Consider the following 21,234-nt stretch of genomic DNA (forward strand, 5'->3'; position numbering starts at 1 on the left):
GACGGGCCCGGCGGGCGGCTAGCGGGGAGCGCGGCGCCCGGCGTCGAGCGCACGCCGGACACGGCGCAGGCTGCTGTCGCGGCCCAGCAGCGCCAGCGTCTCGTACAGCGGGGGCGTGACCGGGCGCCCGGTCAGGGCGATCCGCAGCGCGGCGAACGCCCGGCGCGCACCGGTGCCCAGCCCCTCCTTCAGCCGGAGCCGTACCGTGTCCGCCGTCCACTCCTCCAGGCCGCCCAGGAGGTCCGCGGCCTCGCCCAGCGCGACGGTGTCCGTGTCGCCGGGGTGCGCGGGCACCCCGTCGTCGGGCAGGAACAGGAACATCAGGGACTCGGCCGCCTCGACCAGCGTCTTCGCGGCGTCCCGCACCAGCGGGACGGCACGCTCCAGGAGCTCCCGCTGGTCCGGGGAGGGGTTCGGCGGCAGCGCTCCGGTGCGCACCACGAAGGGCAGCAGCGCCGCCGTGTAGTCGGCCGTGTCCATTCGTTGCAGGTGCGCGGCGTTCAGGTCGGTGATGACGGCCGTGTCCAGCCGGACCGGACGCGTGCGGATGCGGCTGACGTCGTAGTCCTCGATCAGCTCCTGCCGGGTGAAGACGGCACCCGCAAAGGAGTGCGACCAGCCGACCGAGGCGAGGTAGTTGACGATGGCCTCCGGAAGGTACCCCCGCTCCCGGTAACCGAGCACCTCCGCCTCCGGAACGGCCCGGGTGAGCTTCTTGCCCCGGGAGTCTAGGACTGCGGCGATGTGCCCGAACCGGGGGGTGAAGGTGCTGACCCCGATGCGTTGCAGCGCCGCGTACACGGCCAGCTGCCGGGGCACGGAAGGCAGCAGGTCGTCGCCGCGCAGACTGTGCGTGATGCCCATCATCGCGTCGTCCACCGGATTGGCGAGGGCGAAGAGCGGGTCGCCGTTGGCCCGCACCATCACCGGGTCGGGGGTGCTGCCCGGCGGGAAGACGATCCTGCCGCGCACCAGGTCGTCGTAGACGATCTCCTCGTCCGGCATCCGCATCCGCAGCACCGGGGTGCGCCCCTCGGCGCGGTAGGCGGCCTTGCGCCGCTCGGACAGCTCCCGGTCGCCGTTGTCGTACCCGGCCGTCGCGGCCCGGCCGGCCGCCGCGTTGCGCGCCTCGATCTCCTGCCGTGAGGAGAACGACTCGTACAGCTCGCCCGCCGCCAACAGCTTGCGGGCGACCTCCAGGTGGATCTCCCGGCGTTCGCTCTGGAGGTAGGGCCCGTGATCGCCTCCCACGCCGGGACCCTCGTCCCAGTCCAGCCCCAGCCAGTGCAGCACCTCCGTCAACGGTTCGTAGTACTCGGCCATGCCGGTCGCCGCGTCCGTGTCCTCGATGCGGAGCACGAACCGGCCACCGTGGTGGCGGGCCAGCGCCCAGTTGACGACGGCCGCACGGATCAGACCGATGCTGGGCGGCCCGATCGGCGAGGGGTTGAAGGTGGTGCGCACGCCAGCGGCCGCCCCCGTGGACGTGGGCTGCGGAACGGGCATCACGGTCTCGCTTTCTGTCTGCCTGACTGGCCTTTCTACCGGCCGCGCGGCCGTCGCCGGTAACGGCGGGGCCACCGGCGGGTAATGCCGGGGCTCGGGGGCGGCGCGGTGGCGGGAGCGGTCCGCGAGGGGCCCGGTTACCGGGGCGTGCGCGCGGATTACCGGACCCGTTCGGCGGTGGCCGACACAATGGCGGCCCCATCCGGACGTGAGGAGATCAGGATGCCGGGAAGCGCCTTGACGACACACACCTGGGAAGTCGCCGCGGACGCCGACGAGGTCCACGAACTGCTGTGCCTGAGCGACCGGTACCAGGGGGAGCGGTTCCGCTCGCCCGTGCCCCGGCGCAACATCGCCACCACCGAGTCACTGGTCCGCGACGGCCTGGTGCACCTGATGCGCAGCGACGGCCGGACCGCCGCCATGTTCACCCTCACCCGGGTACCGGCCTTCGAGGAACCGCCGGGCGTCTTCCCGCGGGCCCAGGCGCCCGCCTACCTCAGCAGGCTCGCCGTCCGGCCCGACCTCGTCGCCGCCGCCTCGCTCGCCGGACCGCTGTGCGTGCGGCGGGCCGTGAGGCTCGCCGCCGACAGCGGTGCGGACGTGCTGCGGGCCGAGGCCAACCCCGATCTCGCGGCCACCGTGGACTGCCTGGAACTGCTGGGCTTCCGCCGCTGCGGCACGGTGTTCAGCGACACCACGGGACGGCGGCGGACCCACCTGTACCGCCCGCTGCCGTGACCCGTCAGTCGGTGTCGCAGCCGAAGCGGTAGACGGTGCGGTGCCGGTGGACCTCGCCCGGGTCGAGCCGCGCGGAGGGGTAGTCCGGACGGTTCGGCGCGTCCGGCAGCGCCCCCGTCTCCAGGCAGATCCCGCAGCGCGGCCGCTCGGCGAACCAGTCCCCGGTGTAGACGCCGACGGCCGGCTGGTCCGTGGACACCCGCAGCACCCGGCCGCTGACCGGGTCCGACAGCTCCGCGAGGACCGGACCGCCCCCGGCGAAGAAGCAGTTGTCGACGGCGACACCGTCGAGCGGGCGTTCCACGGTGAAGTCCCGCGCGGTGCCGCGCACGTCCTCCGGGGGGCCGGGCAGCGGGATCAGGTCCGGGTCGAAGCGCACCGCGTGCGTCGCGTCCAGCCGCAGGCGGTGTCCGTCTACGGTGCCCCCGCCCGCGAGATTCCAGAAGGCGTGGTTGGTCAGGCCCACCACGGTGGGCGCCGTGGTGGTCGCGGTGTACTCGACCACCAGCGTGCCGTCGGAACCGACGCGGTAGCGCGCGCCCGCCGTCAGCTCGCCGGGATAGCCCTGGTCGCCGTCCGGGCTGCAGACCGACAGCCGCACCTCCAGGGCGTCACCGTCCCGCGACGCCTCCGCCGACCACACGCGCCGGTCGAGCCCCTCGGAACCGCCGTGCACGTGGTGCGCGCCCTGGTTGCGGTCCAGGGTGTGGCGCTTGCCGCCGAGGTCGAACTCACCGCCCGCCACACAGCGGCAGTAGCGGCCCACGGTGGCACCGACGTAGGGATTGCGCGAGCGGTCGAGGTAGGCGCCGAGGTCGGGCAACCGCACGCAGACGTTGGCGTACCGGTCCTCCCGGTCCCGGGCACGGACGTCGACGAGGGTGGCGCCGTAGCTCCACACCGTCACCGCCGGCCCGGCGCCGGTGTCCAGCGTGTACGACTCCACCTCCGCCGCGGGACGTCCGGCGCGGACAGGCGCGACACCGACGGTGGTGCGCTCGATGCGGGGACCTACGGCCACGAGGACTCCTTCCGGCACCGGCGGCGCGGTGCGTGTCTGCCCAGGGGGGTGACGGGCGCGCGGGCCGTGCCCGGCACGCCCGGCCGTTCGACGGTAGCCACGGACACCCCGCACCCTGCCCACTGCGCGGTAACCGCGGCGCCGCGGTCCGCACCGTGCCGGTAACCAAGGGGCCGCCGCACGCCGGGCACGGCAGTTCCCACGAGGATGGCGCCGCAGTTACCCGGCTGGTTTTCCGGCCGCGTTAGCTTGCGGAGCACGGCGACGGTCCGATCCCCGGTGGCACGTCCGATCGAGACAGGTGAGACGAGACATGAAAGACGGCCTTGCGCCCACCGAGAGCGCGGTGTTCGACCGCCTGCACACCCTCCTGTGCGACCTGTTGTTGGTGGAGTCGGTCCCGGCCGACTACGACCTCCAGGACAGCGGCGTCTTCAACTCGGCCAAGTTCCTGGAGCTGTTCGTCGCGCTGGAGACGGAGTTCGACATCCCCATCACCGGTGCCGACGTCAAGCAGGACACCTTCCGCACCCTGAACTCGATCACCCGGTTCGTGTGCGCCAAGCGGGCGGTGGCCTGACGTGGCCGCCGGCATCGCCCTCACCGGGTGCACCCCCGCCGACCACGCCGAGGTCTGCGCCCTCCAGGAAGGACTGTGGGCGGGAGGGCCCACGGGCAACCAGGCGTACCTGGAGTGGAAGTACAACGCCAGCCCCTTCCTCGACGACCGCTACACCGTGCTGGCCCGCACCGGGCCGGCCGACGGCTCAGCACTGGTCGGCGTGGTCGGCGTGTTCGGCTCCCCCTGGGAGTACCGGGGACGCCGCTTCACCCTGCCCTGTCTGACCGACACGATCCTCGCGGACGGCCACCGCAACAGCCCGCTCTTCCACGAGATGGTCGACGAGGTGCTCACGCGGCTGCGCCGCGACGGCATCCCGTGGCTGCTCGACTTCGGCGACCAGGGCACCGTACCGGCGCTGCTCATCCGCGGCTGGCAGCAGGTCGGCGTCTGGGGACAGTCCGTGCTGACGCGGACCACCGGCGCCGGCCCCCACGGCCCCTGGGACGACCTGCCCGTCCTGCGCGGGGCGCGCTCCGGGCTGCGCATCACCGCCGCACGCACCCCGGACCTCGACGCCATGACCGAGGTCGCCCGCGACGTGCCCGACGACGGCCGGGTCCGTGTGGCGCGCGACGCCTCCTACTTCGCATGGCGCGCCGCCAACCCCCTGGCCCGCTACTTCTACCTCGTCGCCCGGTCGGAGGAGGGACGCGCGCAGGGCTACCTCGTCGCCCACCGCTCCGGCGTGGACAGCGACGACGGCCCCACCCCGACCACGGTCGTGGAGTGCGAGGCCCGCACCGGGGAGGTCTACGCCGACCTGGTGCGCACCGCCCACGAGACCCTGCCCGGCACCCGCGTGCTGATGTGGACCCGGGACACACCGGAGGCGGCCGCCAAGGTCCTGGCCGACCTGGGCGCCGGGTTCGTCGAACCGACCGGCCGCCCCACCCGGGACCGGCCGCTTCCCAGCCTCCTGATCCGCGAGACCGGCGCCGCACCGGCCCCGGCCGGACTGCCGGACCTCACCCGGCTCGACGCCTGGGACTTCCGCGGTGTCTCCGGCCGGGGCTGGCGGTAGGGCCCTTGTGACGGATGTCCGCGGCGTCGCGAGGCCCGGCGCCCCTCCCATGCCCGAACGGCACCAGGGGGATCCCATCCCCACCGCACGCCGAGGGCGCGCACCGGACGCCGTCCATTCCTCCACGAGGATCCCTCAGAAGGGCCCCGGGACGATCCGGAAGAAGCGGCACCGGTCCGCAGCAGACCCGGGCCGTTCCACGAGACGAAGAAGGGCGATGACGTGACCGGTCACCGAGCAGGCGTGTTCCCGGGTGCCACCCTCGTCGGCGAACGCCGGCGGTTGGCGGCGTCCTCCGTGGTGGAGCTGATCGGCCGGTGCGCCGCTGTCACACCCGACGCGGTGGCACTGGAGTGCGGCGCGACCACGGTCACCTACCGGCAACTGTGGCGACGCAGCATGTCCATCGCCGCCGGACTGCGCGAGAGCGGCGTGGAGGCCGGCGACATCATCGGTGTCATCGCCCGCCGCGACGCGGAGACGGTGGCGGCGATGATCGCGGTGATGGCCAACCGTGCGGCCTACGCGCCGATCGACCCGACCAACCCCCTCGGACGCGTGCGGCTCATCCTGGACCAGGTCCAGCCCCGCTGCGTCCTGTGGGACGGCACCGGCTCCGTGGAGTACGCCTCCGGCTCCCCGACGGTGGACACCACACACCTGCCCGATCTGCCGGCGGACGCCGCCGCCCCGGTACCGGACGGCGGCCCCCGCCACGACGACCTGGCCTACGTCGTCTTCACCTCCGGCTCCACCGGAGTGCCCAAGGGCGTGCTGGTGGAGCACCGCTCCCTGGTCAACTACATCGGCTGGGCGGCGACCCACGTCCTGCCGGACGCCGGCGGCGCCGCCTGCCCGCTGTTCGCCAGCATGAGCTACGACCTTGCGCTCACCACCCTCTGGGTGCCGCTGGCGCACGGCCGCACCATCGTCATGATGGACGGCTCCTGGGACTACGCGCGCCTGTACGCCCAGCGGCCCCGCCCCTACGACTTCATCAAGGCCACCCCCAGCCACTTCCGCCTGTTCGAGCGGATGCTGAGGCCGCAGTACCGGTCGGCCGCCAAACGCCTGATGATCGGCGGGGAGCCCCTGGAACCCGCCATGCTGCGGCAGATGGGCGACCGGCTCGACGGGGTGGAGGTCGTCAACCACTACGGACCCACCGAGACCACCATAGGCTGCTGCGCCCACCGTTCCACGGTGTCCGACCTGCCCGACCTGCCCACCGTGCCCATCGGCTCCCCGGCCTGGAACACCGGCGCCTACGTGGTGGACGACCGCGGCGCCCCGGTCGGCGTCGGCGGCCACGGCGAGCTGATCATCAGCGGCTTCGGCATCGCCCGCGGCTACCTCGGGGGAGGCGGTGGCGACCGCTTCTTCGACGACCCCGAATTCGGCGGCAGGTCCTACCGCACCGGCGACATCGTCGAGGTGCTGCCCGACAGGGTGCTGCTCCACCTCGGCCGCAAGGACGGCCAGCTGAAGGTGAGCGGCCACCGCTTCGAACCGGCCGAGCTGCGCCGCCACGCACTGTCCCTGCCGCGCATCGCCGACGCCGCGTTCGACGTCATCCGCGGCGGCGTCCTGGACGCGGTGGAAGCCTTCGTGGTCCTCGACGAGGAGGGCACGCGGAACCCGCCCACGGAACGCGAGATCCGCACCCAGCTCGCCTCCCTGCTGCCCGGCGAACTGGTGCCGCGGCGGGTGCACGTGGTGCCCGGGATCGAGGTCAACGCCAACGGCAAACGGGACATCCAGGCCACCAGGGCGCTCGTCGAGGCGAGGACGGCCGTCCCCGGGGCGTGACGCCGGTACGGGCGCGACGTCCCGGCCCGGACCATGAGAGGAGAAACCCATGCGGAACGTTCCCGCGCAAGCCGACCCGCGACCACCCGCGCACGACGTCGTCGTGCTGGGGGTGACGGCCAGCGACGCGCACGCGGTGGCCAACCAGCTCATCGCGCACCACCTGCGCGCCGAGGGCTACACCGTGATCAACCTCGGCGTCTGCACCCCCGTGTCGGAGTTCGCCCGGACCGTGCGGGAGAACCCCGGCGTTCTCGCCGTGGTGATCGGCAGCCTCAACGGGCACGCCCACCACGACCTGCGCGACCTGCCCGCCGCCCGCGCCGCCGGCGACCTGCCCTGCCCCGTCGTACTGGGCGGCAACCTCTCGGTGGGCAGCCACAAGGACCCGAACGCGCTGGACAAGCTCCGGCAGCTCGGCGTCGACCACATTCTGACCGACCTGGACGAACTGCTGCCGTTGCTGCGCGAACTGGCCCGGCGGGCCGCGCGGCCCCAACTCCCCGAAGCCGTATGATCCGCGACGCGCACCGCCCCGCAGCCGCACCCCTCGCGGCCGACATCGCCGACGCGGACCTCCCCTCGCTCGCGGACACCGTCCGGCACGCCCGCACCCGGGGCACGCCGACCGTCCGCGATGTCCTGGCCCGGTCGGTGGGGGACCGGGTGGTGGCCATCCAGCCACGGTGCGGGGTGGGCGGGCACACCGAGATGCTGGAGCTGCTGCGCGCCCTGGACACCGGCGCGCAGCCGGACATCCTCACCGTCACCATCGACTCCCACACCCGCTTGGGCCGCTTCGAGGAGGCCACCCGGCTGGCCGCCACCGACCCGGCCGCGCTCAACGGCTACCCGCTGGTCGCCCACGGCTGGCGGCGCGGCCGGGAACTCGTGGAGTCGGTGTCCGTGCCGGTGGAGATCCGGCACGGCTCCCCGGACGCCCGGCGGCTGTTCCGCGTCGCGATGGCCGCGGGGGCCACCTCCTTCGAGGGCGGCGGCATCTCCTACAACCTCCCCTACTGCAAGGACGTGCCGCTCGCCGAGTCCCTCGCCCACTGGCGCGAGGTCGACGCCATGACGGGCGATCTGGAACGCGCCGGGCTCACCGTGGACCGCGAGTTCTTCGGCACCCTCACCGGGGTGCTGACCCCGCCGTCGCTCAGCCTGGCCATCGGCGTCATCGAAGCCGCCCTCGCCGCCGCCGAGGGCGTCACCTGCCTGTCGGTGTCCTACCCGCAGGGAGGCAACGTCGCCCAGGACGTGGCCGCGCTGCGCGCCGTCCCCGAGCTGGCGCGGCGCTACCTGCCGGCGGGCGTCGAGGTCTACCCGGTGCTGCACGAGTTCATGGGCGTCTTCCCGGCGCGGCGGGCCCACGCCGAGCAGCTGATCTTCCACGGGGCGCTCACCGCCAGGCTGGGAGGCGCGGCCAAACTCGTCACCAAGACCCACCAGGAGGCGCTGGGCATCCCCGACGCACAGGCCAACATCGACGGCATGCGCCTGGCCGCGGTCGCGAACTCACCGCTGCTGGACTTCGTCACCGTCGACGCCGAACGGGTCGAGGAGGAACTGGCCTGGCTGCTCGACGAGGTCGACGACCTGGTCGCCCCGGTGGTCGGCGCCGCCGACCCGGCACGCGCCGTCGTCGCCGCCTTCGCCGACGGCACGCTCGACGTCCCCTTCAGCGCGAGCCGGTACGCCCGCGGTGACGTGCTGCCCTGCCGGGACGCCTCCGGCGCCGTCCGTTACGCCGTGACCGGTGCGCTGCCTCTGTCCCGCGCCGCGCTGAAGCGGCACCGCGACGGCCTCGGGCTCGCCGACGGTGCGCACTCCCTGCGCACCCTGGTCGAGCGGGTCACGCGCGACATCAACCACTTTCCGCGCCTCTTCGGAGAGAGCGGGCCGTAGAAGCCCCCAGCACGTCCGGGCCGTCCGGCACCGCCGCGGGGGCCGCCAGCCGCATCTCGTGCAGGTCGTGCACCGCGGCGGGCCGGACGTGGACCGCCTCCCAGCCCTCGGGGGGCTCGGGACCCACGTGGTAGGTGATGCACGCCTCGGTCGCCCGGCGTGTCTCCTCGCACACCCGGACCTGCCCCCGGGGGGCCATCGTGAGCAGCCGGAAACCCCGGTCGAGAGCGCCGCCCGTGACGGTCGGGGCACCGCCCGGCGCCGCCGGGGGCGACAGCAGGGCCTCCCCGGTGGCCACGGCGACGTTCACCTCCGCGGCCGGGGCGCCGGCCGCGGGACGGCCGCCGTCGAGCCGTTCCAACAGGGCGAAGGCGGCGCGCACGGCCCGGGTGGCGTCGTCCCGGCGGGAGTGGTCGGCGCCGAACACGGCACAGAACAGCGGCGCCGCCGCCGATGTCACGACGCCCCCGTAGCGGGTGCTCTCCTGCCGCAGCACCGCCTCGGCCTCCGCGAGGGTCCGCTGGACGCCGTCCGCGCCGTGCTCGTCGGCCAGGTCGTGGCGGATCCACAGCAGGACGACGCTGACGCGTCTGCGTCCGGGCTCCGCGCTGTGCCGCCGGTGGTCGGGATCCATCCGCGACACTGTGCGGCTCGCGGGCGCGTCGCCGGGGGCGTCGGACGGGTGCGGCCGGCACACCGGCTGCGGTGTCACGAGCGACGCGACCCTCAGGCGCTCCGGCGTCCTTCGACGCTCGACCGCCGGGGAGGCGGGCCCGTCCAGACTGTCGGCGTGCTCCAGGATGGCACGTTCCAGTCGCTGGAGTTCACGCGACGGTTCGAGGCCGTACTCCTCCACGAGCTCGTGTCGGATGCGCCGGAACACCGACAGCGCCTCGGTCTGCCGGCCGCACCGGTAGAGCGCCAGCATGAGCTGGGCGCTCAGCCGTTCCCGTAACGGGTTCTCGGCGACCGCCAGTTGCAGGGGTCCCAGGATTTCGTGGTGGTCGCCCACCGCCAGTCCGGCTGCGGCGTACTCCTCCAAGGCGCTCAGCCGCTCGCTCTCCAGACCGGCCAGTTCGGGCCAGTTCAACCCGTCCTCGGCCATGTCCGCCAGCGCCGCCCCCCGCCACAGCCCGAGGGCTCCGCGCAGTGTGCGGGCCGCCGCCGTGTGCCGGCCGGCGCCCGCCTCGGCCCGCCCCTGCTCGACGGCTTCCCGGAACCGGAACAGGTCCACGGACCGGGGGGCGACGCGGAGCTGGTATCCCGGAGCACGTGTGAGCAGGTGCGCCCGGATGTCCGGATCCCCCTGGGCGAGGTCGAGCCGCAGGCCGCGGACGGCGTTGCCGATCATCTTGCGCGCGGTACGGGGCGTCTCGTCCGGCCACAGCACGTCGAGCAGCTTGTGCGTGGCCACGACCCGGTTGGCGTTCAGCAGCAGACAGGCGAGCAGTCGACGTTTGATCACACCGCCGAGTGGAACGGCCGTTCCGTCCACGCTCGCCTGGAGAGAGCCCAGTATTCGGAATTCCACTTCCACTCCACCTCCGCTGGGAGAACCCCGTCGGCCGCGGCACCCGGGGCCGGGGGCGCGGGTGCGACCACTGCTTCAGGACCAGGGGTTGGTGGTGGAGCCCGAGAGGCTGTCGTCGGCCTGGGTGGTGGAGGCGTGCTGCGGCTTGGCGGCGGTCTCGACGGCCGTCACCGCTCCCAGCAGTGCGACGGCGGTGGCGATGACGGCGGCGGCGACCCTGACGGACGCGCACATGCCCGTGACGTTCGGCTTCATGGCTGTTCCCTCACTTACTCCCCCGCAGTCGGCTGGCTCAGAGGGAAGGTAGGAGATGCTGCAATCCCGCTCCTTTGACGCCGCTATCTCCGCCGAATACCGCTGCTGTCCGTCACGAGGGAGGGACGCCCCGATGTCGTCGCGCACGGCGACGGCCGGTTCGCCGGACGCCGTGGCGACAGTGTGACCTGCGTCGTCTCCTGCTCTCACGACGGCGTCCCCCGAGACGGGATCGAGCGTCTTCCGCGGGCCCGGGCGAGGGGCGGTGACGCCGAGGAGAACGGGCGGGTGCGTCCTGCGGCGGGGGGCGACTCCTGGGACGGGACGGCCGGGACGCTCCGACCGGACGCTGGATGTCGAACCTGCCGTCACTGCGCCGGTCACCGACCTGGTGCGGCGGGTCAAGACGCGCCGGTGCACGGAGCACGACGACCGCGAGCCAGAGCACGGCCTGGGACCGCACCACTTCGAGGGCCGCCCCTGGCGCCACCACGTCGTCCTCGTCACCGCCGCCCGGGCATTCCGCACCCTGAGGCGGCTCGGCCCCGAATCCGCATGCCGGCCCGACCCTCTACCAGGTCCTCGGCCTCCTCCGGCTTCTGAGGTGCTGGGCCGGTGCGTGCACCGCCTGCGGACGACCTCTGCCCGACCCGCGAAGCCGCCGCGGACAGCCCAGAACCTGGCGAAGCACTACCGGGGCGTGTCAGGGAAGTCCCGTCCGGCCCGCGACGCCTGGCAGGGCGCCTCGCCGCGTTGTCGGGGCCGTCCGCGTACGCCCGGTACGCGGACGGCCCTCCGCCTTGCGTTGCACTGCACCGGACGCCGCGGGCCCCGCCCTTCGGGCGGACGACGCTACGTTCGAAACACGTCCTGGCGGTCCCGGACGGCGGGCGGGAGAGCTTGCTCGGGGACGTTCTGGAAGGCGACCGGGCGGCGGAAGCGGTGCACGGCCGCCGTGCCGACGGAGGTGGTGGTGGGCGCGGTCGAGGCGGGCCAGGGGCCGCCGTGCTGCTGCGCGTCGCTGACGGTGACCCCGGTGGGCCACTCGTTCCAGATGACGCGCCCGGAGTGCCGGGTGAGGGCGTCGAGCATGCGCAGTCCGTCCTCGTCCAGGGCGTGGCCCCCCTGGACGGTGCCGGTCAGGGTGCCCCCGAAATCCCCGAGGGCGTCCTCGACCTCGTCCAGGGCGCCGTACTCGACGAGGAGTGAGGCCGGGCCGAAGACCTCCGTGGAGATGAGCGACGGGGTGGCGCGCACGGCCTCGGTGGTGGTCCGCAGCAGCGCGACGTCGGGGAGCCCGTCGCCGCCCGAGGTGCGCAAGGCGACGCTCACACCGTCCTGGGCGGCGAGGTCGTCGAGCGCGGTCGCGTAGCCGGTGGCGATGCGCGCGTCGAGCATCGGACCGGCGGCGAGCGGCGGCAGGGCCGCGAGGAAGGCGTCGGCGTCGGGGACGAACACCACACCGGGCTGGGTGCAGAACTGCCCGGAGCCGAGGGTGAAGGACGCGGCGAACCCGCGGGCGATGTCCGCGCCGCGCTCCGCCCACCCGGCGGGGGTGACCACGACCGGGTTGGTGGAGCCGAGTTCGCCGTAGAACGGGATGGGGTCGGGACGGCCGGCGGCCAGCTGGAAGAGGTAGTGGCCGCCGCGCGTGGACCCGGTGAAGCCGACGGCCTTGATCCGGTGGTCGCGTACGGCGTCGGCGCCGTCCCGTTCCCCCTCGATGAGCTGGAGGAGGTCGGGGGCGGCGCCCGCGTCGGCCAGGGCCGCCGTCGCGACGGACGCGGTGAGCCGGGACAGCGCGGGATGCCCGGGGTGGGCCTTGACGACGACGGGGCAGCCCGCGGCGAGCGCGCTGACGGTGTCGCCGCCCAGCACGCTGAACGCGAAGGGGAAGTTGCCCGCGGCGAAGACCAGGACGGGGCCGAGCGGCACGGTGGTGCGGCGGATGTCGGGGCGGGCGCCCATCGGCCAGTCGGGGTCGGCGTGGTCGATGCGGGCGTCGTCCAGGGCACCGGAGGCGAGGCGGTCGGCGAACAGCCGGCACTGGAAGGTGGTGCGGGCGAGTTCGCCGGTGAGCCGGGCCTCGGGCAGGTGCGTCTCGCGGTGGGCGAGGGGGATCAGCCGGCCGGCGGCGGCGTCGAGCGCGTCGGCGAGCACGGTCAGCAACCGGGCGCGGTCGGCGGGCGAGGAGGTGCGGATCCGTTCGGCCGCGGCCGTCGCCCTGGCCAGTACGGTGTCGAGCGGCGGCGCGGCGGGGGCGGACGTGGGGGCGGCGGATGGTGCGGAGTTCACGTGGGGGACCTCGTAAGGGGTCAGGTGACGATGTCGTGGGAGGCCATGTCGGCCAGCGTCCACTCCTCGACCTCGGTCAGATGGAGCGCGGCGGCCTCCTGGGCGGCGGCGATGTCGCGCGCGGCCATGGCGTCCAGGATCTCCAGGTGGCGCCGGGTGGAACCGGCGAGGCGGTGCGGGCCGGTGGCGCCGAGGACCCGCAGCCAGTAGACGAACGGCTCGACGGACTCGCGGGCGGCGATCAGCCGGCTGTTGCCGGTATGGGCGATGATCTCGTGGTGGATGCGGGTGTCGCTCGCGAAAAACGGTTCGTAGTCGCCCTGTTCGGCGGCGCGCAGCGCGGCGACGGCCTCCTCGCGCAGATCGGCGATCTGCTCCAGGGGCATCGCCTCGGCGGCGACGCCGGTGGCGAGCCACTCCAGGCCCTTGCGCAGCTGGCACACCTCGTGGACGTCCTGGCGGGAGGGCCGGGTGACGAAGGTGCCCGAGCGGGGCCGGGTCTCCACGAGCCGGTCGTGCTCCAGGCGCACCAGCGTGTCGCGGACCGGGGTGCGCGACACGCCGAACTCGGTGGCGATGGCCTGGGGGTCGATCCGGGAGCCGGGCGCGTAGACACCGGTGGTGATCCGGTCGCACAGGATCGAGTAGAGCTGTCCGGAGATCGACTCCACGACGAGCGGGGTGGCGCCGCCGCGGCTACGAACGGAGGGGGTGGCCATGATCGCCCTTCTTGTCCGGCTTCCAGGGGCCCGCCGGCACCGGTCGACGCGGTACCGGCGCCGGTCGACAGCATCTGATGGATCAGATCAGGTTAGCGGCTTCGAGAGCGGCGCGGATGCGATCCCGCTCGGCGTCCGTGGCGGGCTTGAACGGGCGGCGCGGGAGACCGGGCGAGCGGCCCTGGAGCTCCAGGGCGGCCTTGAGGGTGGCGGGCAGGTTGGGGGCGTCGATGGCCCGCCAGACGGTGAGGATGCGCTCGTGCAGTGCGAGGGCCTTGGTGTGGTCGCCGGCCTGGACCGCGTCCCACAGTTCGACGCTGAGGCGTGGCGTGACGGTGGGGATGGCGGCGAGCGCCCCGTGGGCGCCCATGACGAAGGCCGGGTAGTGCAGGTCGTCGAGGGCGGCGAGGACGGTGAACCGGTCGCGCATGCGGTGCAGCAGGTCGGCGAGGAGGTGGATGTCGCCGCCGGACTGCTTGACGGCGACGACCTGCGGGACGTCGCGCAGCAGCTCGATGGTGTCGACCGGGACCAGCGCCCAGGGCACCACGTTGTAGAGCACGATCGGCAGGTCGGTGGCCTCGCCGATCTCGCGGTAGTGGGCGACGGTCTCCTCGGGTGAGGGTGCGAAGACGTAGTGGACCGGGGTGACCTGGAGTGCGTCGACGCCGGCTTCCCTGAGCGCGAGCGAGTACCGCTTGGCCTGGGCGGTGGAGTTCTGGATGACGCCGCCGATGACCGGAACCCGACCACCCACCTCGTCGACCACGGCGGCGCAGATCGCCGCGCTCTCCTCCAGGGAGAGGGTCTGGCCCTCGCCGGTGCTGCCGCAGGCGCAGATGGCGGTCACGCCCTGTCCGAGGAGGTACTTGACCTCGCCGCGCAGCAGATCCAGGTCGACCTGGTCGTTCTCGTCGAACGGTGTGACAACGGTGGAAATCATGCCGCCGAGCTGGATGTCCTTCACGCGTGTCTCCCGGGTATTGCCGCGACCTTAGTGCGGATGTAATGTCTGATGCATCAGATGCTAGCACGCGCTTCCAGACATAAGAACCGTCGATTTCCGGACACGGTCCTCCCTCCTCCACTCTGGAGAAGTGCCCACCGCGTCATCCGAGCCGCCATCGCAATGGAGCGAGCATGCCCCAACCGGCCGCCACCCCCGTTTCCCGGGAGTCCTCCCTGCGCAAGGTCGTCACCGCCAGCGCCCTGGGAACCACCGTCGAGTACTACGACTTCACCCTGTACGCCACCACCGCGGCGCTCGTCTTCGACAAGGTGTTCTTCCCCGACGCCTCTCCTCTGGTGGGCACCCTCGCCGCCTTCGCCACCTACTTCGTCGGCTACGCCGCCCGGCCGCTGGGCGGCATCCTCTTCGGACACTTCGGCGACCGCCTCGGGCGCAAGAACGTCCTGATCATCACGATGCTGATGATGGGTCTCGGCACGTTCGCGATCGGCCTGCTGCCCTCCTACGGCAGCATCGGTGTCGCGGCCCCCGTCCTGCTCGTCGTCATCCGGCTGGTCCAGGGCCTGGGCATGGGCGGCGAGTACGGCGGCGGCGTCCTGATGGCCCTGGAGTACAGCCCCCGCACCCGCCAGGGATTCTTCACCTCACTGGTGCACATCGGCACCCCGGCCGGTGTGCTGATCCCCGTCGGCCTGGTCACCGTCCTCGACGCCACCCTGCCCTCGGGGTCCTACGACTCCTGGGCCTGGCGCATGCCGTTCCTCGCCAGCATCCTGCTGGTCGGCGTCGGTATCTGGATGCGGCTGCACGTCACCGAGAGCCCCGAGTTCGTCAGGATGCGCGAGGACCGCGAGGTGCAGAGCCTGCCCGTCAAGCAGGTCTTCACCCGGCAGCCCGCCACGATCGTCCTCTCCGTCCTGGCCAAGATCGCCGAGAGCGGTCTGTTCAACATCTACTACGTGGTGGCCATCACCTACGTCACCACCGAACTCGACCTGGCCAAGGGGCCCGTCCTCCTCGCCGTCCTCATCGCCTGTGCCGTCGAGTGCGTCACCCTGCCCTACTTCGGCGCCCTCTCCGACCGCATCGGCCGGCGCAAGGTGTACGTCTTCGGCGCCGCCTTCCAGGCCGTGCTCGCGCTGCCGTTCTTCCTGCTGATGGAGACCGGCCAGTTCTGGGGCTACACCGTCGGCATGACCCTCGGGCTCGGCGTCGGACACGCCGCGATGTACGGCGCGCAGGGCGCCCTGTTCTCCAACCTCTACCCGGTCAACGTCCGCTACACCGGACTGTCCGTCACCCAGCAGATCGGCGCCACCCTCGGCGGCGGGCTCTCCCCGCTCATCGGCACCGCGCTGCTCTCCGCGGCCGGCGGCCACTGGTCCTGGCTGATCGCCTACTGCGTCGGCGTCGCCGTCCTGTCCGGACTGGCCGCCACCCGGCTGCGCGCCGGCGAGGCCCCCGGGCACGCCGTGCCGGCGACGGACGCCGCACCCCACCGTGAAAGGACCCAGGTCTCGTGAACCGCCTGTTCCTACCCGCCGAAGCCCCCGTCGAGCACGCCCTGCACGGCCTGGCCGCGGCCTACCCCGGGCTGCTGGACCTGCACGAGGACCCGCTCTACGTCACCGCCCGCGAGCGCCACCCCACCCGGCGCGTCGGCCTCGTCTCCGGCGGCGGCTCCGGCCACGAGCCGCTGCACACCGGCTTCGTCGGCGCCGGGATGCTGGACGCCGCCGTCCCCGGCCGGATCTTCGCCTCCCCGCACAACCGGCAGGTCTACGAGGCGTCCAAGGCCGTCGCCGGGCCCGAGGGCGTCCTGCACGTCGTGAAGAACTACACCGGCGACCGCATCAACTTCGGCATCGCCGCCGAACGCCTGCGGGCCGACGGCATCCCCGTCCGGCGCGTCCTCGTCGACGACGACCTCGCCACCGAGAGCGACGAGACCGCGACCGGGCGGCGCGGCACCGGAGCCACCGTACTGGTGGAGAAGCTCCTCGGCGGCGCCGCCGACGCCGGCGCCGGGCTCGACGAACTGGCCGCTCTCGGCGCCGAGTTCGCCGCCGCTTCGCGCAGCGTCGCGGTCGCCGCCCGCGCCCAGACCGCACCGTCGCGCGGCGGGGAGGCGTTCGCGCTGCCGGACGGCACCCTGGAGTACGGCGTCGGCATCCACGGCGAACGCGCCGCCACCACCGTGGAGCACCCCGGCTTCGAGCAGCTCGTCGACCGCATGACCGAGCAGGTCGCCGACGCGCTGCCCGCGACGACCGGCTCCGTCCTCCTGCTCGTCAACGGCCTGGGCGCGACCACCCTCCTGGAGCTGTACGCGATCCACGCCCGGGTGTCCGAGACGCTCGGGAACCGGGGCCTCGAGGTGGCCGGCCGGCTGGTCGGCACGTTCGTCCCCGCCCTCGACATGAGCGGCTTCTCCCTCACCCTCACCGCACTGCGCGAGGACTGGGCCGCCCACTGGCACGCCCCCGCCCGCACCCCCGCCTTCCCCGCCCCGGAGGCCTTCCGATGACCACCGACCAGAGCCTGGTGCTGCGCACCTACGCCGACGCCGCGCGCACCGCCCACGCCACCCTCACCGCCCTCGACCAGCTCTCCGGCGACGGCGACTTCGGCGACAACCTCCGCGAGGGCCTCGACCGCGTCACCGCCGCCCTGGACGCCCACCCGGACCGGCCGCCCTACGCCGTCGCCGCCTCCGTCTTCCTCGACGAGGTCGGCGGCACGAGCGGCCCGCTCATCGGGCTGTTCTTCCAGGAACTGGCCCGTGCGCACGAGGCCCATTCCGACGAGCGGGACGCCTGGCGTGCCGGGACCAGCGAGGGGCTGGCGGCGATCCAGCGGGTCGGCGAGGCCGAGCCCGGGGACCGCACCATGGTCGACACCCTCGTTCCCGCCCGGGACGCCCTCGAAGCGGGGTCCGGTCCCCGGGAGGTGGCCGTCGCCGCCCTCGACGGCGCCCACGCCACCGCCGCCCTGCGCGCCCGCCGCGGCCGCGCCTCCTACGTCGGAGAACGCGCCATCGGGTCCCCCGACCCCGGCGCCCTCGGCGTCGCCCTGCTGTTCTGGTCCCGCGCACGGGCAGGGGAGGAGGCGCCGGGTGAACTCACGGAGTACCTGCCGGCCGTGCCCGGGGCGGAGTCACCGGCCTGACGCTCCCGGACGCGGCGGCCGCTTCGGGCCGCGGCCCGGCGCACCGGCCCGGCAGGGGGGCGGGCCGGTGCGGCGCGGGTCGTGACAGCGGCTGCCGGCAGCGGTCTGCCGAGGGTGTGGGTGACAGCGGCCGAACCGGCGGTCCGGGAAGGAGGAACGGAGGACGAAGGCGGTCGTCCGGCCACGGAGCCCTCGGAGGCGGGTGTCTTCGTGGCTGCGACGAGGAGGGGCCGCCTGCCTGCGCCAGTGCTGCTGCCTCTGATGGGGCTCCGTCCGGCAGAGGTCTGCGGCCTGCGGTGTGGACATCGACCTGGAGGCCACGCTCGGTGTCGCCGACACCCGGACCATGAGGGGCAGCCGCACGGTGGCGGACGCGAACGGCCTTCGTCGGGTCCGTCTGTACGATGCTCGGGCGTCTTGCCTCACGTACCTCGCCGGCAACGGTGTGCCGGATCACCTGCTCGCCAGGTGGGCCGGGCACACGAACGTGAAGACGACGAAGAAGTGGTACGTGAAGCCAGACGTAGCGGACCTGCTTCCAGCGGCGGAGGCGTGGGGAGGTCTCGCGGGGGGCGTGTGACAGACCGTGACAGACGAAGGTGTGAACCCGTGACCGAAGGCAAGACCGAGACGCTGCAATACCGCTTTGACGGGCCAGAACACCTACCAGTCCTGATCTTGGGGCCGTCCCTCGGTACCACATGGCACATGTGGGACCGGCAGGTCCCGGAGCTGACGCAGCAGTGGCGCGTCTTCCGGTTCGACCTGCCGGGCCACGGCGGCGCTCCCGCGCACGCGGCCGGCTCGGTGACCGAGCTGACCGCGCGGCTGCTGGCCACCCTGGACGCGCTCGGCGTGCAGCGCTTCGGGTACGCGGGCTGCGCGCTCGGCGGCGCGGTCGGCGTGGAGCTGGCCCTGCGCCATCCCGAGCGGCTGGCCTCGCTGGCGCTGATCGCCGCCTCGCCCCGGTTCGGGACCGCGGACGAGTTCCGCCAGCGCGGCGTGATCGTCCGCACCAACGGCCTCGACCCCATCGCCCGTACCTCCCCGGACCGCTGGTTCACCAGCGGCTACGCCGCCGCGCAACCCGCGATCACCGACTGGGCCGTGCAGATGGTGCGCACCACCGACCCCGGTTGCTACATCGCCGCCTGCGAGGCGCTGGCCTCCTTCGACGTGCGCGCCGAACTCGGGCGGATCGGCGTGCCGACGCTCGTCCTGGTCGGCTCCGAGGACCAGGTGACCGGACCGGCGGAGGCGCGCACGCTGGTGGCCGGCATCCCCGACGCCCGCCTCGCGGTGGTGCCCGGCGCCTCGCACCTGGTCCCGGTGGAGCAGCCCGCCGCCGTCACCGACCTGCTGGTGCGGCACTTCTCGACCGCCTGGCAGCCCGCGTTCGGGTCGAGCACGGGGCAGCTCGCCGTCGTGGCGCCCCCGTCCCGGCCCGTCCCCGTCGCTCCGCCGCAGGCCCCGCAGACGGCGCCCATCGCCGAGATCGCCCCGGTCGCGGCGCCGCCCCAGCCCATGGCCGCGGCGGACCCGTACGAGACCGGGCTCAAGATCCGCCGGGAGGTGCTCGGCGACGCGCACGTGGACCGGGAACTGGCCCGGGCCGACGAGTTCTCCGGCGACTACCAGGAACTGCTCACCCGCTCCGCCTGGGGCGGGATCTGGGACCGGCCCGGCCTCGACCGCCGCACCCGCAGCTGTGTGGCCCTCGCCGCCCTGGTCGCCGGCGGCCATGCCGAGGAGCTGGCCGCCCACACCCGGGCCGCTCTGCGCACCGGGCTCACCCCGGACGAGATCAAGGAGGTACTGCTCCAGACGGCCGTCTACTGCGGGATGCCCGCCGCCGGTACCGCCTTCCGGGTGGCGCAGCAGGTCATCCAGGAGGAGACCACCCCCACGGAGTGATCCCCACGGAGCGTCTCTGCGCGGCCCGCGCCCGTGCCCCGTCCAGCGCCGCCTTCCGCCTTCCGCCTCCCGCAACCGGGCACCCGGACCACCGGGTCGACGTGCCCGCGCCGCGGGGAGCGCGGGGGGAGGATGGGAAGCATGAAGCTCACGAAGAAGTCGCACTCCTGCGTGGTCCTCGACAAGGACGGGCGCCGGCTCGTCATCGACCCCGGAGGGTTCAGCGAGCAGGACGCCGCGGCCGGCGCGGACGTCGTCCTGATCACGCACGAGCACCCGGACCACTTCGACGAGGGCCGGGTGCGCGCGGCCCTGGAGGCCCGGCCGGGCGCCGAGGTGTGGACCCTGAAGTCCGTCGCGGACCAGCTCGCCCCGGCCTTCCCGGGCCGCGTCCACACCGTCGGCCACGGCGACGCCTTCACCGCCGCGGGCTTCGACGTGCAGGTCCACGGCGAGCTCCACGCGGTGATCCACCCGGACATCCCGCGCATCACCAACGTCGGCTATCTGATCGACGGCGGTGACGTCTTCCACCCCGGCGACGCGCTCACGGTGCCCGACCGACCGGTCGACACGCTGATGCTCCCGGTGATGGCCCCGTGGAACAAGATCTCCGAGGTGATCGACTACGTCCGCGAGGTCAGGCCGCGGCGCGCCTACGACATCCACGACGCCCTTCTCACCGACCTCGCCCGCCCGGTCTACGACCGTCAGATCGGCGGCCTGGGCGGCGCGGAGCACCTGCGGCTGGCCCCGGGGGGCTCGGCGGAGCTGTGAGGGCGGCGGGCGCGCTCGGCGGCCGGCCTGCCGGGCGCGCCGGCGTACCGGCCGGGGCGGCGTACCGGCCGGGGCGCCGCCCTGGGGCGGGCTGACCGGGTCGGACGGCGTACCGGCGGCGTTGTCGGTGCCGCCCGGTAGGTTGGTGGGCATGCGCATCGCCACCTGGAACGTGAACTCGATCACCGCCCGTCTCCCGAGGCTGCTCGCCTGGCTGGAGAGCAGCGGCACCGACGTGCTGTGCCTCCAGGAGGCCAAGGTCGCCGCGGACCAGTTCCCGGTCGAACAGCTGCGCGAGCTGGGCTACGAGTCGGCGGTCCACGCCACCGGGAGGTGGAACGGCGTGGCGGTGCTTTCCCGGGTGGGCCTCGCCGACGTGGTCAAGGGCCTGCCCGGCGACCCCGGTTACGACGGCGTCCAGGAGCCCCGCGCCGTCTCCGCGACCTGCGGCCCGGTCCGCGTCTGGTCCGTCTACGTGCCCAACGGCCGGGAGGTGGACCACCCGCACTACGCCTACAAGCTCGAGTGGTTCGAGGCGCTGAAGGCGGCCGTCGCGGGCGACGCGGCCGGCAGCCGCCCGTTCGCCGTCCTCGGCGACTACAACGTCGCGCCGACCGACGACGACGTCTACGACCGGGCCGCCTTCGAGGGCGCCACCCATGTCACCCCCGCCGAGCGCGCCGCGCTGGCCTCCCTGCGCGAGGCGGGCCTCGCGGACGTGGTGCCGCGGCCGCTGAAGTACGAACACCCGTTCACCTACTGGGACTACCGCCAGCTCTGCTTCCCCAAGAACCGCGGCATGCGCATCGACCTGGTGTACGGCAACGAGCCCTTCGCCAAGTCGGTCACCGACGCCTACGTCGACCGTGAGGAGCGCAAGGGCAAGGGCGCCTCGGACCACGCGCCCGTGGTCGTGGATCTCGACGTCTGAGGCGACACCGGCCTCCGGCCTGTGGTGTCCGCGGCCGCGCCGG

20 protein-coding genes are annotated in these 21,234 nt (G+C 73.5%); 13 read left to right on the forward strand and 7 right to left on the reverse strand.

The window, feature by feature from the left end:
* Positions 1-18: 18 nt before the first annotated feature.
* Positions 19-1,464 (reverse strand): glutamate--tRNA ligase, encoded by a 1,446-nt coding sequence (gltX, locus tag AB0N63_RS01555; RefSeq protein ID WP_365522538.1) that lies wholly within the window; start codon positions 1,462-1,464, stop codon positions 19-21.
* Between the two features lie 279 nt (positions 1,465-1,743).
* Between gltX and AB0N63_RS01560 the strand changes: the two genes are divergently transcribed.
* Positions 1,744-2,247 carry a hypothetical protein gene (locus AB0N63_RS01560; protein WP_365522542.1) on the forward strand — a complete coding sequence of 168 codons (504 nt, stop codon included), beginning with the start codon at positions 1,744-1,746 and terminating at the stop codon, positions 2,245-2,247.
* 4 nt (positions 2,248-2,251) lie between these two features.
* On the opposite strand, the gene AB0N63_RS01565 is transcribed toward AB0N63_RS01560, so the two are convergent.
* A complete protein-coding gene (locus tag AB0N63_RS01565) occupies positions 2,252-3,268 on the reverse strand; it encodes an aldose epimerase family protein (protein ID WP_365522545.1) in 1,017 nt (338 codons plus the stop codon).
* A gap of 313 nt (positions 3,269-3,581) precedes the next feature.
* Here AB0N63_RS01565 and AB0N63_RS01570 point away from each other — a divergent pair, with 313 nt between their 5' ends.
* From AB0N63_RS01570 to AB0N63_RS01590, 5 genes are all read left to right on the forward strand, one after another.
* Entirely contained in the window at positions 3,582-3,848 is a 267-nt protein-coding gene (locus AB0N63_RS01570; protein ID WP_365522548.1) for an acyl carrier protein, read from the forward strand.
* 1 nt (position 3,849) lies between these two features.
* A complete protein-coding gene (locus tag AB0N63_RS01575) occupies positions 3,850-4,914 on the forward strand; it encodes a hypothetical protein (RefSeq protein ID WP_365522551.1) in 1,065 nt (354 codons plus the stop codon).
* A gap of 222 nt (positions 4,915-5,136) precedes the next feature.
* Positions 5,137-6,723: an amino acid adenylation domain-containing protein gene (locus tag AB0N63_RS01580; protein WP_365522554.1), complete on the forward strand. Its 1,587-nt coding sequence runs from the start codon at positions 5,137-5,139 to the stop codon at positions 6,721-6,723.
* Between the two features lie 49 nt (positions 6,724-6,772).
* On the forward strand, positions 6,773-7,240 hold the full coding sequence (locus AB0N63_RS01585) for a cobalamin-dependent protein (RefSeq protein WP_365522557.1): 468 nt from the start codon (positions 6,773-6,775) through the stop codon (positions 7,238-7,240).
* A complete protein-coding gene (locus AB0N63_RS01590) occupies positions 7,237-8,631 on the forward strand; it encodes a methylaspartate mutase (RefSeq protein ID WP_365522560.1) in 1,395 nt (464 codons plus the stop codon). The genes AB0N63_RS01585 and AB0N63_RS01590 overlap by 4 nt, the downstream gene beginning before the upstream one ends.
* On the opposite strand, the gene AB0N63_RS01595 is transcribed toward AB0N63_RS01590, so the two are convergent.
* From AB0N63_RS01595 to AB0N63_RS01615, 5 genes are all read right to left on the reverse strand, one after another.
* A complete protein-coding gene (locus AB0N63_RS01595) occupies positions 8,591-10,096 on the reverse strand; it encodes a BTAD domain-containing putative transcriptional regulator (protein ID WP_365522563.1) in 1,506 nt (501 codons plus the stop codon). The genes AB0N63_RS01590 and AB0N63_RS01595 overlap by 41 nt on opposite strands.
* A gap of 141 nt (positions 10,097-10,237) precedes the next feature.
* Entirely contained in the window at positions 10,238-10,417 is a 180-nt protein-coding gene (locus AB0N63_RS01600; protein WP_365522565.1) for a hypothetical protein, read from the reverse strand.
* An 852-nt stretch (positions 10,418-11,269) separates the two neighbouring features.
* Positions 11,270-12,712 (reverse strand): aldehyde dehydrogenase (NADP(+)), encoded by a 1,443-nt coding sequence (locus AB0N63_RS01605; RefSeq protein WP_365522568.1) that lies wholly within the window; start codon positions 12,710-12,712, stop codon positions 11,270-11,272.
* Positions 12,713-12,732: 20 nt separating this feature from the next.
* A complete protein-coding gene (locus AB0N63_RS01610; RefSeq protein WP_365522571.1) occupies positions 12,733-13,431 on the reverse strand; it encodes a GntR family transcriptional regulator in 699 nt (232 codons plus the stop codon).
* A gap of 82 nt (positions 13,432-13,513) precedes the next feature.
* Entirely contained in the window at positions 13,514-14,398 is an 885-nt protein-coding gene (locus AB0N63_RS01615; protein WP_365522574.1) for a dihydrodipicolinate synthase family protein, read from the reverse strand.
* A gap of 173 nt (positions 14,399-14,571) precedes the next feature.
* Here AB0N63_RS01615 and AB0N63_RS01620 point away from each other — a divergent pair, with 173 nt between their 5' ends.
* The 7 genes from AB0N63_RS01620 to AB0N63_RS01650 all read left to right on the forward strand — a co-directional run bounded on the left by AB0N63_RS01620 (position 14,572) and on the right by AB0N63_RS01650 (position 21,191).
* Positions 14,572-15,924, forward strand: a complete 1,353-nt coding sequence (locus AB0N63_RS01620; protein WP_365522577.1) for an MFS transporter — start codon at positions 14,572-14,574, stop codon at positions 15,922-15,924.
* Positions 15,921-16,928 (forward strand): dihydroxyacetone kinase subunit DhaK, encoded by a 1,008-nt coding sequence (locus AB0N63_RS01625; RefSeq protein WP_365522580.1) that lies wholly within the window; start codon positions 15,921-15,923, stop codon positions 16,926-16,928. The genes AB0N63_RS01620 and AB0N63_RS01625 overlap by 4 nt, the downstream gene beginning before the upstream one ends.
* Positions 16,925-17,569, forward strand: coding sequence for a DAK2 domain-containing protein (locus AB0N63_RS01630; RefSeq protein WP_365522583.1), 645 nt, complete (start codon positions 16,925-16,927; stop codon positions 17,567-17,569). Before AB0N63_RS01625 ends, AB0N63_RS01630 begins: the two co-directional genes overlap by 4 nt.
* 298 nt (positions 17,570-17,867) lie before the next feature.
* Positions 17,868-18,149 (forward strand): hypothetical protein, encoded by a 282-nt coding sequence (locus tag AB0N63_RS01635; protein WP_365522584.1) that lies wholly within the window; start codon positions 17,868-17,870, stop codon positions 18,147-18,149.
* Between the two features lie 29 nt (positions 18,150-18,178).
* Entirely contained in the window at positions 18,179-19,483 is a 1,305-nt protein-coding gene (locus tag AB0N63_RS01640) for an alpha/beta fold hydrolase (protein ID WP_365522587.1), read from the forward strand.
* A gap of 141 nt (positions 19,484-19,624) precedes the next feature.
* Positions 19,625-20,260 carry an MBL fold metallo-hydrolase gene (locus AB0N63_RS01645; RefSeq protein ID WP_365522590.1) on the forward strand — a complete coding sequence of 212 codons (636 nt, stop codon included), beginning with the start codon at positions 19,625-19,627 and terminating at the stop codon, positions 20,258-20,260.
* Between the two features lie 151 nt (positions 20,261-20,411).
* The gene (locus AB0N63_RS01650; protein WP_365522593.1) at positions 20,412-21,191 is read left to right on the forward strand and encodes an exodeoxyribonuclease III; all 780 of its coding nucleotides are present in this window, start codon (positions 20,412-20,414) and stop codon (positions 21,189-21,191) included.
* The last annotated feature ends 43 nt before the right edge of the window (positions 21,192-21,234 follow it).

Source organism: Streptomyces sp. NPDC093260 (assembly GCF_040683715.1).
In the GTDB taxonomy this organism is placed as follows: Bacteria; Actinomycetota; Actinomycetes; order Streptomycetales; family Streptomycetaceae; genus Streptomyces; species Streptomyces sennicomposti.